Consider the following 12,562-nt stretch of genomic DNA (forward strand, 5'->3'; position numbering starts at 1 on the left):
CACATGACAGCTCAAAAAAAGCCGATGACATCGTCATCGGCTTTCTTAAATGATTAGTCTTGCAGATTAATCCACACGCTTTTGACTTCTGTATAATTGTTAAGGGCATATGATCCCATTTCTCTGCCAAGGCCTGACTGTTTATATCCGCCAAACGGGGAGGCGGCATCAAAGACATTATAGCAGTTGACCCAAATGGTTCCTGCTTCTAGGCGTGCAGCGATATCGTGAGCATGCTTTAAGTTTTCTGTCCAAAGTCCTGCCGCTAACCCATAGTCAGATTGATTGGCCCGTTCGACCACTTCATCAATGGAATCGTAAGGAATCGCAGATAGAACTGGACCGAAGATCTCTTCTTTCGCGATTGTCATTTCATCTTCTACATCTCTAAAGACAGTAGGGGAGACGAAATAGCCTGCTTCATAAGGGCAGTCACCACCGACTACGGCTGTTGCACCTTCTGACTTCCCTTTTTCGATATAACCTAACACACGTTCATGCTGCTCTTTACTCACTAGAGGCCCAATCTGGGTATCATGATGAAGACCAGCTCCTTGTTTTAATGATGTCGCATATTTAGCCATTTGATCGACGACTTCATCATATTGGCTCCGGTGCACAAAGACCCTTGATCCTGCACAGCACACTTGACCTTGGTTAAACATCACGCCGTTTAATGCACCTGGAATGGCTTTCTTTAAATCGGCATCTGGTAAAATAATATTCGGCGATTTTCCGCCAAGCTCTAAAGTAACACGCTTGATGGATTTGGCTGCTTTCTCCATGATCAATTTCCCAACACTTGTTGATCCAGTGAAAGCCAGCTTATTGACATCAGGGTGATCGGTTAATGCTTCACCGGCTGTTTCACCGAATCCAGGAACGATGTTAATCACGCCTTCTGGGAATCCGGCTTTATCCACTAATTCAGCTAAATATAAAGCAGATAGTGGCGTTTGTTCGGCTGGCTTTAAAACGATGGTGCAGCCTGTTGCTAGTGCAGCACCCATTTTCCACATGGCCATGAGCAGCGGGAAGTTCCAAGGAATGATTTGTCCCACAACGCCCACAGGCTCATGGCGAGTATAATTAAAATATCCCTGGCTGACAGGAAGGGTTTGTCCAGTCATTTTTGTGGTCCACCCTGCATAATAGCGCATGTGCTCAATGGCAAGAGGGATATCCGCATTGGTTGTTTCATTAATTGGTTTTCCATTATCAAGTGTTTCCAGCTGAGCCAGTTCTTCTAGGTGTTCTTCCATTAAATCTGCCAGCTTAAACATCAAGCGGGCACGTTCGGCTGCAGACATAGAACGCCAAGGTCCATGGAACGCCTTTTTAGCAGCTTTTACTGCCTCATCAATGTCGGCTGCACCTGCTTCATATACATCAATAAGGGTTTCTCCTGTGGCAGGGTTAGGCGTAGAGAATGTTTTGTTATCATGACTTGTGACAAACTGACCGTTAATGTAGAGTTTTTTCGTCCCTTGGAGAAAAGATTCGAGTTTTGAACTGATTTGAAGTGTTGTAGAGCTCATAAATAAACAAACCTCCTTAAAGATATGGGTTGTTCTGCGAGTTCTAGGTGGAAAAAGCGGACATGAAGCCATTTGTATACGCACACGCATGTAAACGTATACATTTATCATATTACACGACATCTTTGAAAGCAATCGATAACACTCATTGCATTTCACGAAAAATTGGCTACAATAAATGTATAGATGAAAAAAGGAGTTTTTAAATCATGATCCATCAAAACTGGCAAACGGCTGAAACGGTAAAACAAGTAAAATGTGTACATACAAATGCGAAAAAATATATGGTTGACCGGGCATTAACGGTTGGACACACATATGATGTGAAAAATGAAACAGAGGAATTTCTCTTTGTCGTTGATAATACGGGTAAAGTAGGCGGGTATTACAAAGAGTATTTCGAAGACAATTCTGCTGAATGATTTTGATGGTCATCACTCATACTAAGAAAAACAGTAAAGGGTGATGATGATGAAAAAGCAGCAGCAAGAAGAGCAGAAACATCAAAATGCTTGGCATGATAATGAAGATGCTGATATGGCGATTACACTTGAGCAAATTTCTGATGTATATGCCGAAGGAACGATTGATACCCCGAAAGATGAATAGTCATTTAAAACAGTGATTTTACATAATCACTGTTTTTTTATGGTCTCACAACGAATGATTTCTTGAAAAAAACTGAAACTTTTTTCCTGCTTTAACAGTCTAAATAAGTAGAGGAAAGAGCATCGGATCAAAAAGAAAAAGTTAAATGAAATTTAATCTATTCGTAATGGAATAACGACGATTTATAGCGTATTCTATAAGTGAGAATAAAACGTACCCACAGAGCCGTGTGGCCGTTTTGTCATAAAGGAATTTGATGCAGGAAGAGGGGGTTTACGTGGGTATTTTTTCTGTCAGTAAACAAAATGATCATAAAAAATTCGAATCCTTATTAATTGAAGGAGAAAGAATTGAGGCTGTTTACAGACTGCGTCACGACCAAATTTGTTTCACCAATAAACGACTGATCTTTGGCGATAACCGCGTATTTTCTAAAAAGAAAGTCAGGGTCTCCTTGCCGTATCGATCTATTGAAAGTTTTGCCATTCAAGAAGCTGGCGTGTTTGATCAGGACACTGGTATGCTGCTTGTTACAAGCTCAAAAGTATTTGAACTCGATTTTTCTAAAGATACAGATTTGAGTGACGTGCAGGCCATTTTAACAAAACATCTTTGCTGATCAACGATGCGATTACATAGATCACATGCACTTTTCTCATTCTTTGTTCTTATTTTTATCTATCGCATATCCCTTGAGCTTTTCCCAACACAGTGGGGAAGGCTTTTTTCTATTCGTGTGTTTGAATCACATCAAAAAAGGATAAAGATGAAACAGATACAGAAAGGAGAATGAACAATGAAAGTATTGGTTGCTGGAGCAAACGGACATACAGGGAGACTTGTCATTCGATATTTAAAAGAAAAAGGACATGAGCCGCTTGCTCTCATTCGAGATGAAAAACAAGCAGATGCGCTAAAAGAACTTGGTGCAGCGCCTGTCATCGGTGATCTTGAAGAGGATGTGACAGATGCTGTGAAGCAAGCAGAAGCTGTCATCTTTGCAGCTGGTTCAGGCTCAAAAACAGGTGCAGATAAAACCATCGCTGTTGATCAAGAGGGGGCAAAACGCCTCGTTGATACAGCCAAAAAAGAAAATATTCAGCATTTTGTGATGCTGAGTTCTTATAATGCCGACGATCCTCATCAAGGAAAAGGACAAGGCAGTATGGAGATTTATTATGAAGCGAAAAGAAAAGCCGATGAACATTTAAAACAGTCTGGTCTTTCTTACACCATTGTGCGGCCAGGAGCACTGCTGCATGAGGAGAAGACAGGGAAAATAGAAGCGGCTGCTCATATTCCAGACGATCGAGACATTGAGATTTCAAGAGAAGATGTAGCCACTGTCTTAGTGGAAAGCTTAACGGAATCCAATGTGAAAAATAAAGCCTTTGACTTAATCAAAGGTGATACACCAGTAGAAGAAGCACTTCGCAATCTTTAAATGAAGAAAGCTGCTGCCAAAGGCGGTGGCTTTTTTTGATGTTTTCATTTCGCATGGAGCGGGAAGGTAAAGAGAAAGGAGTGATTGACCGTGAGCTTAACGAAAGAGCAAAAAGCTGATTTATATGAAAGACTTATTCAATTAAAAGAAGATGTGAAAGGATCAAAAAAGAAAGAAGAATCCATGCTGGTCGAATCGAATGAGATTTCAAATGGTGTTGGAAACCATATCGCAGATCACGGAAGCATCTATTTAGATCGCATGACCGAACAGACGCTGGATCAAGTCGATGATCAGCTCGAAGGTGAAATTGATGCAGCGCTTAAGCGGATGGAAGACGGAACATATGGAATTTGTGAAAAAACAGGAAAAGACATTCCATATGAACGTTTGAAAGCAATACCCTATACTCGTTATTCAATTGATGCAAAGAAAAATGAAGAAACCAATCAAGATCCAAATGAATTTGACCGTTCGTTTTCTGAGCAAATGCGTGATTTAACAAATAGAGAAACAATGGATCAATTACATTCAGATACGTATGAAAGGCTAGAAGAAGAGCAAGATGTTGATGTAGATGAGGAAAAATAACATGATGAGAGGAATTTATGTTTTCTCACCATAATGTTTTCCCACGTCTACATGGACAAAAATCTTGTATACATGAGTATTTTTTTAGAAAAAACATATCTTGAAATTTAATAAACTTTCGTGTAGTATAGTTTAAAGGCTGCGATGCGCGTAATGTTAATTAAGTTTTAACCTTTAAGCTGTAATAGGGAGTTTTATATTGAAGCCGGAATGTCACGCCTCCTTCGAGAGGAAGACAGGAACGTTTCTGCAAACACCCACTTTGAGGAGTGGTGGTTTAAAACTTTCTTACTTAGATTACGGCATCCGCAGCTTTTCCTAGGATGATTCAAGCCATTTTCCATTTTTGGAAAATGGCTTTTTATTTTGTCCAAAATACGATTTTGAACAGACCGAATGTGGATGTACAAATGTATGTTAAAATAGACAAAACAAACGACGGAGAGGGAATTGGATGTTACAACAAGCAGAAGCACTTCTTAAACAATATTATGGCTTTGATGCTTTTAGACAAGGACAAAAACAAGCCATTGAATCGATTGTGAATAAACGGAAGGATACGGTCTGCATTATGCCGACAGGCGGAGGGAAATCGGTTTGCTACCAGATTCCTGCCCTTATGATGGAAGGAACGACAATCGTTGTATCTCCGCTTATTTCTTTAATGAAAGATCAGGTTGATGCGTTAAATGAGATGGGAATACGATCGTCCTTTTTAAATAGTACACTTTCAGCAGGTGAAATGAATACAAGGCTGAAAAAATGTGAACAGGGGGAGTATGATTTGCTTTATATCACCCCTGAACGCTTACAAAATGAACGTTTTTTTCAGCTGCTTGATCGATTGACGATTCCTTTAATGGCTATTGATGAAGCGCACTGTATATCTGAGTGGGGACATGATTTTAGACCGAGCTATCGCTTTATACAAGAATGTGTAAACAAGCTTTCAAAAAGGCCTGTTATTGTAGCATTAACAGCCACTGCTACAAAGAAGGTCCAACAGGATATATGTGAGCAACTTGGCATGGACGAAGAAGAAACAATCTTTACTGGTTTTGCTAGAGAAAATTTGTCTTTTCAAGTGGTGAAAGGGCAGAACAGCGACCAATTCATCACACAATATATGAAGAAAAACAGTCTTGAGTCAGGCATTATTTATACAGCCACACGAAAAGAAGCAGATCAAATTTATCATCGTCTAAAAAAGCAAAAGATCAAAGCGGGTGTTTATCACGGAGGATTAGATGATGAAGTGAGAGAAGAACAGCAAAATCTTTTTTTAAATGATGATATTCAAGTAATGGTAGCTACATCTGCATTTGGTATGGGGATTAATAAGTCTAATGTACGTTTTGTCATTCATCATCAAATTCCAAGAGATATTGAAAGTTACTACCAAGAAGCAGGACGTGCCGGGAGAGACGGGCTTGAAAGTGAATGCATTTTACTGTTTTCACCGCAAGGCGTACGCGTGCAGCGCTTTCTCATTGAACAATCAACAGAAGATGAATTGCGGTATCAGCATGAATTGCTCAAGTTGAGACAAATGGTAGACTACTGTCATACGGAACAGTGCCTTCAGCAATTTGTGATGGATTACTTTGACCAATCATCAAGTGCCCCTTGTCAAAAATGCAGCAACTGTCTAGACGAGAGAGAGCGTGAAGACGTCACGAGAGAAGCACAAATGGTTTTGTCGTGTACCGTTAGAATGAACGAACGATTCGGAAAAATGATGATAGCTCAAGTATTAGCCGGCTCTAAAAATAAAAAAGTGCTTGATTTTGGTTTCGACCGGCTGCCTACTTATGCTTTAATGAAACAGCATTCAGTCCAACATATCAGTGATTTCATTGAATTTTTAATTACGGAAGAGTATTTACACATGTCTGAAGGAGCTTTTCCAACACTAAAAGTGACACAAAAAGGAAAGAAAGTGCTAGTGGGGCAGGAGACCGTCTATAAAAAGCAGGCGATAAAGGCAGAGGCTATTCAAGAAAATGATGCATTATTTGAGCATTTAAGAATGGTCAGAATGAAGTTGGCAAGAGAGCAGGGCGTTCCGCCATTTGTTGTCTTTTCTGATCAAACATTGAAGGAAATGTCAGCAGTAGAGCCTAAAACAGAAGAAGAACTTTTAAATATTAAAGGTGTCGGCGCACAAAAAAGAGAGAAATATGGAGATGTTTTTTTAGAAGAAATTCGTTTATTTATAGAAAAAGAGAAAAAATAAAGAGTTTGAAGAAGGAAAATAAATTTTTTTCGTTTCACTTGGACGCGTTTTCATCATGATGATTTCCATCTCTTTAAAACCTTGATATGATGCGGAATTGAGCCATTTAGTGGGCTGATTTACCAATGGAGAGAGATGTTTCATGTAAAGGAACTGTAATCTAAAACATATCGTTTTGTTATTGAAATGACATTTACATATGTTACGATAGCACTCGTTAGCCGCCATAAAAAGCTAACAAGGGAGGATTTACTTTATGAAGAAGACTATTATGTCCTTGGTTGCTGTTGCAGCAATCTCAACAACAGCATTAGGAGCACAGCAAGCTTCTGCAAAGGAAATCACTGTACAGAAAGGTGATACACTTTGGGGAATCTCTCAAAAAAATGATGTGTCTCTAAAGGACCTAAAGGGTTGGAACAATTTATCTACAGACATGATCTATGTAGGAGATAAATTGACAATCTCTTCAAAAGAGAAAACTCAGGAGCAGTACAAAGTCCAGAAGGGGGACAGCCTCTGGAAAATCGCTCAAAAATTCAATGTGTCAATTAGCGATATTAAGTCTTGGAATAACTTAAACTCAGATATAATTATGATTGGTTCAACATTAAGTGTTGCTGGTCAAAGCTCAGCTCCGGTAAGCTCAGAACCTGTTCAAAAACAGGCACCTGTCCAAAAAGAGCAAACAACGAAAAAAGCTGCTCCTAAAAAGGAAACAGCTAAAGCAGAATCATCTTCTGCTAGTCAAAGTGTTCAAAAAGAAATGACTGTAACGGCTACGGCTTATACAGCAAATGATGGTGGCATCTCAGGTATCACTGCAACAGGGGTAAACTTAAACAAAAACCCAAATGCAAAAGTAATCGCAGTAGATCCTAATGTCATTCCATTAGGAAGTAAGGTTTATGTTGAAGGCTACGGTGAAGCCATCGCAGCAGATACTGGCGGCGCAATTAAAGGTAACAAAATTGATGTACACGTACCAAGCAAATCCCAAGCTAAAAATTGGGGCGTAAAATCAGTCAAAGTGAAAGTACTTAACTAGTAGTCTATTGTTTTTGGAAGAAAGCATCAGGTGGCGGCCTGATGCTTTTATTATACCTTTTTTTGGCCGGAAATACACATATTTTTCTGAAAAATTTGCATTTTCGACAAAAACCAGCGTATAAGTCCATCTCAACGCTGGTTTTTGTGTCGTTAGCTGTCCACCCAATAAATTTCTCCGCTTTGCTCTTCCCAATTAATTTGAACATCAAAATGGTGTTTTTCATAAAAATGAATCAGGCGGTCCACATGGTTCCAATCTCTTTTGACGAGATCCCCAGTAATGACTGGAATGTTTTGCTCTCTTGCGATTTCTTTTAAATGCTTCATACAGATGGATCCATAGCCATTATCAGGCGGGCCTTTAATATCGGCAATGTGAATTTTTCCTTCTTCAGGATATTCCGCGATCAAGGAAAAATCAGATTGTCCGCGAAAAGCTTTTTCACAATCGCTTAACATGATTTTGCACGTATCTGCATTCTCAATTGCAGAGACGATCATCCATTCATCTTCCTTCGCTTGATCAATGCCAATAATCTTTGCTTTTTTTGAAATATCTTTTATATTTTCTTGCATTCGATACATTTGGAACTGCAACTGCTGTAATTCTTGCTCTAATGTCTTCACATCTTTTGTTGTTTCCTGTAAGATTGACAAGTCTATTGCTCCTTTCATAGAAGAGTTGATAAAAACCACACAAATTCCCATTCTAAAGGAAGTGAGTGGATCTTTCAAGCCGCTAGAAGGCAGGCAATCGGCAAGTTTGTCTAAAATTCGACGAAGACAGCGAATTCATTGACTTTAGAGACAAAGTTAAATAACATACTCTTAGTCGGAACTAATAAAGAGAGGTTTTCAAACATGAACGAACAGAATCAAAAACCGAAAAATTTCACCGGCATTGTTGTCTTTTTAACAATTGCCATAAACGGCTTAATTGCTTTATTATTTTTCATGCCAAAAACAGATAAATTTAGTCATCTGGATATTACATTTCTGCCGTTACTGAATGCCGTGATGAACAGTTTTACGTTTATCTTTTTACTTTCAGCGCTCATTATGATTAAACAAAAGAACATTAAAGCCCATAGACGATTTATCTTTGCGGCTTTTTCAACAACACTTGTCTTTTTAATTTCGTATGTGACGTATCATTCAATGGCAGCTGATACACACTTCGGGGGAGAAGGAATCATTCGTCCGATTTACTTCTTTATTCTCATCACACATATCGTCTTATCTGCCGTCATTGTACCGCTTGCACTGATCACTCTCTTTAGAGGCGCACAAATGCAAGTCGAACGTCATCGTAAAATTGCCAGATGGACCATGCCTCTTTGGCTCTATGTCAGTCTAACAGGTGTCATCGTATATATCATGATTTCTCCATACTACAGCTAACGTATGTCCATCTGGACATACGTTCTTTTATTTACAAGATGAAGTGCTTTGGATAAAATGGGAATTGGGTATCCGACTTGCACGGTATCTTCCCACCTATAGAATCACATCATGTCTGGCCGTTTGCTCGTTTGGAGAACACAATTGAACGAAACGGGGGTTATATGATGACTGAACAATTGCAGTACAAACCGGGGCTTGAAGACATTGTGGCAAGCGAAACGTCAATTTCGTTCCTAGATGTCCAGCAAGAAGAAATTGTGATTCGCGGTTATGACCTCATCGAGCTGGCACAAAGCAAGACGTACTTAGAAACAGCCTATCTGCTCATTTATGGAAGATTACCAGATGCAATGGAATATCACCAATTTCAGCAAGATATTTCCTCACAAACAAGCTTACATTCAACCATTCAAACCATTTTGACAAAACTGCCAAAAACCACTCACCCAATGGATGCCATGAGAACGTGTTTATCAGCTCTTGCAGGGTACGATGAACAACTGAATGATCGATCAGAAGCATGCCAACAAGCGCGTGCCGTTCGATTACTTGGCCAGCTACCAGCGATTGTTGCGGGAAGCTATCATATTCTCACACAAGACACCACACCTACTCCAGACCAGACCAAATCCTACACTGAAAACTTCCTAGCGATGTTAACAGGCCGCACTCCGGCACAAGACGAAATCAAAGCATTTGACCAAACGCTCACGCTTTATAGTGAGCATGAGCTGCCGAATTCCACATTTGCAGCAAGAGTCATTGCATCTACTCATTCTGATATGTATGGTGCTTTTACTGGAGCGATTTCTTCATTAAAAGGTGACTTACACGGAGGCGCAAACGAAGCAGTCATGCACATGCTGCTCGAAGGCAAAACAACAGAAGGTTTCCTTGCGCTCATTGAACGTAAATTAGCCGCAAAAGAAAAAATGATGGGCTTTGGACACCGGGTATATATGAGAAAAATGGACCCAAGAGCGGCTCTTTTAAAAAGATCGTTGAAAACGCTTACCGAATCAAAAGGAGACACGACGCTTTATGACATGTGCGTCGCAGGCGAGGCATACATGAAAGAAAAGAAAAACCTCTATCCAAACCTTGATTATTACGCAGCACCTATTTATTACGTGCTCGGCATTCCTATTTCACTTTATACACCGATTTTCTTTGCTGCGAGAGCAAGCGGATTAGCAGCGCATGTCATCGAGCAGCATTCACACAATCGGATTTTTAGACCGAGAGTAAGGTATTTAGGACCAAGAGGATTAAAAGTCTCAAATGATGATGGAAAAACGGGGGAATGAATATGAATAAAACAGCAGTAGCCAATCAAACAGACCAACTATTAGAAGATATCGCAGCCTATGCCGTGGATGGAGAAATTACGAGCAAAGAGGCCATTGAAACAGCTCGGTATGTACTCATGGATACACTCGGCTGCGGAATGCTGGCGCTCAACTTTCCAGAATGCGCGAAGCATCTTGGACCCATCGTACCTGGAACTGTTGTCCCTAACGGAGCAAGAGTGCCCGGCACTTCATTTGTATTAGATCCTGTTCAAGCGGCTTTTAATATAGGATGTATGATCCGCTGGTTAGATTATAATGATACGTGGCTTGCACAGGAATGGGGACATCCCTCAGATAACCTGGGCGGGATATTGGCTGTAAGTGATTATATTAGCAGAACGAGGCTTGCAAACGGAGAAGAACCGCTTTCGATGAATGACGTACTGCATGCGATTGTAAAGGCACATGAAATACAAGGTGTGCTTGCTTTAGAAAATTGTTTGAATCGAAATGGCTTGGATCATGTTCTTTTTGTCAAGGTGGCATCAAGTGCAGTTGTTTGTGCAATGCTTGGCGGAACGAAAGAAGATGTGCAGCATGTGTTATCACAAGCATTTGTGGATAATTCACCGCTTAGAACGTACCGGCATGCCCCGAACACAGGATCAAGGAAATCGTGGGCAGCAGGGGATGCCACAAGCCGTGCAGTGAGACTAGCGATGATGACATTGAAAGGAGAAATGGGCTATCAGACGCCCCTCAGTGCAGAAAAGTGGGGATTTGAAGATGTGTTAATGAAAGGAAAACCACTCACACTTGCCCAGCCGCTCGGGTCATATGTGATCGAAAATGTACTCTTTAAAATTGCCTATCCAGCAGAATTTCATGCGCAAACTGCCGCTGAGGCCGCTGTCATTCTACATGATGCGGTAAAAGACCGTTTAGATGAGATTGACAGAATTGAGATTACGACACATGAATCAGCCATTCGAATTATTGATAAAAAAGGACCGCTTTACAACCCGGCAGACCGTGACCATTGCTTGCAGTATATTACGGCCATTGGGTTAATCTATGGTGAGCTGACTGCTGATCATTATGAAGAAGAGACGGCGCAGAATCCGCTCATTGACCGTTTGCGTGATCAAATGATCGTCAAAGAAGATAAACGGTATACAGAAGACTATTTAGATCCGAAAAAGAGATCAATTGCAAACTGTGTTCAAATCTTCTTTAAAGACGGAACGATGACAGATCGAATTGAAATTGAATATCCGCTTGGTCATCGCAGAAGAAGGCAGGAAGGGATCCCGCTACTTGAAAAGAAATGGGCATATCATTTGAAAACGAGATTTCCACAAAAACAAGTCGATCAAATTGTTTCACTTTGCCAAAATCCAAATCAATTAAAAACAACGACAGTACCAGCATTTATGGATTTATTTGTCATATAAGGGGGAGCTAGTGTGTGGATCGTGAATGATGAAGTAAATCAAGCTGACTTAGCCGCAGCTTTTAAAGAGCAAATGCACAAATCCGCTTTATTTCAAATTCCAGGCGTTCACGATGGAATGTCTGCGCTCTATGCGAGGAAAATGGGATTTCAAGGGCTTTATTTATCGGGTGCCGCTTTTTGCGCAAGCAAAGGGCTTCCTGACCTCGGTATGATTCATTCCACTGAAATGGCGGAAAAGGCAAAGGAAATCATTCGAGCTTCTCAGCTGCCTCTTTTAGTTGATATGGATACTGGCTATGGCGGGGTATTAAATGCAGCCAGGGCAGCAAAAGAAATGGTTGAGAGCAAGGTAGCGGCTGTTCAAATTGAAGATCAGCAAATGCCGAAGAAATGCGGACATTTAAACGGAAAATCACTCGTTTCTGTAGAAGACATGATGGCGAAAATCAAAGCGATCAAACAAGCGGCACCTACACTTCTCGTCATCGCAAGAACAGATGCGAAGTCAGTAAACGGGATGGAGGATGTCATTCACCGGGCTAATCTCTATCTAGAAGCAGGAGCAGATGCCATTTTTCCTGAGGCGCTGATTACAGCAGAAGATTTCACGTATGCTTCAAACAATATAAAAGGGCCGCTTCTTGCAAACATGACGGAGTTTGGAAAAACACCTTATTATCATGCAGACGAATTTTCTATGTTTGGCTTTCAAATGGTGATTTATCCAGTGTCATCCCTGAGAGTTGCTGCAAAAGCGTATGAGCGTTTATTTACAGAGATTAAGGAAAAGGGGACTCAGCAGGGGATGCTGGAGGACATGCAAACGAGAAAAGAGCTATATGAAACGATTCATTATGATGAATATGAAGAAATGGATCAGCATTTAGCCAAAACGATCCTGCCGGAAATCGGGAAAGAGCATTCATAAAATGAAAAGCACTT

General features: G+C 40.5%; 13 protein-coding genes and 1 other RNA gene. 12 read left to right on the forward strand and 2 right to left on the reverse strand.

Annotated elements, in window-relative coordinates; translation table 11 throughout:
- Positions 1-53: 53 nt before the first annotated feature.
- Positions 54-1,538: an aldehyde dehydrogenase family protein gene (locus ACTJJQ_RS06915; protein WP_440600051.1), complete on the reverse strand. Its 1,485-nt coding sequence runs from the start codon at positions 1,536-1,538 to the stop codon at positions 54-56.
- 209 nt (positions 1,539-1,747) lie between these two features.
- On the opposite strand from ACTJJQ_RS06915, the gene ACTJJQ_RS06920 reads away from it, so the two are divergent.
- The 8 genes from ACTJJQ_RS06920 (at position 1,748) to ACTJJQ_RS06955 (ending at position 7,466) form a co-directional block, all read left to right on the forward strand.
- Entirely contained in the window at positions 1,748-1,960 is a 213-nt protein-coding gene (locus ACTJJQ_RS06920) for a DUF6501 family protein (protein ID WP_017367443.1), read from the forward strand.
- Between the two features lie 49 nt (positions 1,961-2,009).
- The gene (locus ACTJJQ_RS06925; protein WP_017359491.1) at positions 2,010-2,147 is read left to right on the forward strand and encodes a YozQ family protein; all 138 of its coding nucleotides are present in this window, start codon (positions 2,010-2,012) and stop codon (positions 2,145-2,147) included.
- 277 nt (positions 2,148-2,424) lie between these two features.
- Positions 2,425-2,766, forward strand: coding sequence for a PH domain-containing protein (locus ACTJJQ_RS06930; RefSeq protein ID WP_008346505.1), 342 nt, complete (start codon positions 2,425-2,427; stop codon positions 2,764-2,766).
- 177 nt (positions 2,767-2,943) lie between these two features.
- The gene (locus ACTJJQ_RS06935; protein ID WP_007500715.1) at positions 2,944-3,591 is read left to right on the forward strand and encodes an SDR family oxidoreductase; all 648 of its coding nucleotides are present in this window, start codon (positions 2,944-2,946) and stop codon (positions 3,589-3,591) included.
- Between the two features lie 90 nt (positions 3,592-3,681).
- Positions 3,682-4,182, forward strand: a complete 501-nt coding sequence (locus ACTJJQ_RS06940; protein ID WP_440600052.1) for a TraR/DksA family transcriptional regulator — start codon at positions 3,682-3,684, stop codon at positions 4,180-4,182.
- A gap of 133 nt (positions 4,183-4,315) precedes the next feature.
- A non-coding RNA gene (gene ssrS / locus ACTJJQ_RS06945) (6S RNA) lies at positions 4,316-4,501 on the forward strand.
- Between the two features lie 135 nt (positions 4,502-4,636).
- Positions 4,637-6,418, forward strand: coding sequence for a DNA helicase RecQ (gene recQ, locus ACTJJQ_RS06950; RefSeq protein ID WP_327855393.1), 1,782 nt, complete (start codon positions 4,637-4,639; stop codon positions 6,416-6,418).
- Positions 6,419-6,674: 256 nt separating this feature from the next.
- Positions 6,675-7,466 (forward strand): LysM peptidoglycan-binding and 3D domain-containing protein, encoded by a 792-nt coding sequence (locus tag ACTJJQ_RS06955; RefSeq protein ID WP_007500712.1) that lies wholly within the window; start codon positions 6,675-6,677, stop codon positions 7,464-7,466.
- 152 nt (positions 7,467-7,618) lie between these two features.
- Here the strand turns inward: ACTJJQ_RS06955 and ACTJJQ_RS06960 are convergent, their stop codons facing one another.
- On the reverse strand, positions 7,619-8,125 hold the full coding sequence (locus ACTJJQ_RS06960; protein WP_440600053.1) for a hypothetical protein: 507 nt from the start codon (positions 8,123-8,125) through the stop codon (positions 7,619-7,621).
- A 204-nt stretch (positions 8,126-8,329) separates the two neighbouring features.
- On the opposite strand from ACTJJQ_RS06960, the gene ACTJJQ_RS06965 reads away from it, so the two are divergent.
- From ACTJJQ_RS06965 to prpB, 4 genes are all read left to right on the forward strand, one after another.
- Positions 8,330-8,869 (forward strand): DUF420 domain-containing protein, encoded by a 540-nt coding sequence (locus ACTJJQ_RS06965; RefSeq protein WP_008346516.1) that lies wholly within the window; start codon positions 8,330-8,332, stop codon positions 8,867-8,869.
- A 167-nt stretch (positions 8,870-9,036) separates the two neighbouring features.
- Entirely contained in the window at positions 9,037-10,179 is a 1,143-nt protein-coding gene (gene mmgD / locus ACTJJQ_RS06970; protein WP_440600054.1) for a citrate synthase, read from the forward strand.
- A 2-nt stretch (positions 10,180-10,181) separates the two neighbouring features.
- On the forward strand, positions 10,182-11,618 hold the full coding sequence (locus ACTJJQ_RS06975; RefSeq protein ID WP_163116367.1) for a bifunctional 2-methylcitrate dehydratase/aconitate hydratase: 1,437 nt from the start codon (positions 10,182-10,184) through the stop codon (positions 11,616-11,618).
- Positions 11,619-11,630: 12 nt separating this feature from the next.
- A complete protein-coding gene (gene prpB / locus ACTJJQ_RS06980; protein WP_039963936.1) occupies positions 11,631-12,548 on the forward strand; it encodes a methylisocitrate lyase in 918 nt (305 codons plus the stop codon).
- The last annotated feature ends 14 nt before the right edge of the window (positions 12,549-12,562 follow it).

The organism is Bacillus sp. 22483 (genome assembly GCF_052044605.1).
In the GTDB taxonomy this organism is placed as follows: domain Bacteria; phylum Bacillota; class Bacilli; order Bacillales; family Bacillaceae; genus Bacillus; species Bacillus altitudinis.

Bases quoted from the DNA above. Each gene is read 5' to 3' on its own strand.
- ACTJJQ_RS06925 (WP_017359491.1), top strand. From the start codon at position 2,010: ATGAAAAAGCAGCAGCAAGAAGAGCAGAAACATCAAAATGCTTGGCAT.
- ACTJJQ_RS06965 (WP_008346516.1), top strand. From the start codon at position 8,330: ATGAACGAACAGAATCAAAAACCGAAAAATTTCACCGGCATTGTTGTC.
- ACTJJQ_RS06975 (WP_163116367.1), top strand. From the start codon at position 10,182: ATGAATAAAACAGCAGTAGCCAATCAAACAGACCAACTATTAGAAGAT.
- ACTJJQ_RS06915 (WP_440600051.1), bottom strand. From the start codon at position 1,538: ATGAGCTCTACAACACTTCAAATCAGTTCAAAACTCGAATCTTTTCTC.
- recQ (WP_327855393.1), top strand. From the start codon at position 4,637: ATGTTACAACAAGCAGAAGCACTTCTTAAACAATATTATGGCTTTGAT.
- mmgD (WP_440600054.1), top strand. From the start codon at position 9,037: ATGACTGAACAATTGCAGTACAAACCGGGGCTTGAAGACATTGTGGCA.
- ACTJJQ_RS06955 (WP_007500712.1), top strand. From the start codon at position 6,675: ATGAAGAAGACTATTATGTCCTTGGTTGCTGTTGCAGCAATCTCAACA.
- ACTJJQ_RS06920 (WP_017367443.1), top strand. From the start codon at position 1,748: ATGATCCATCAAAACTGGCAAACGGCTGAAACGGTAAAACAAGTAAAA.
- ACTJJQ_RS06935 (WP_007500715.1), top strand. From the start codon at position 2,944: ATGAAAGTATTGGTTGCTGGAGCAAACGGACATACAGGGAGACTTGTC.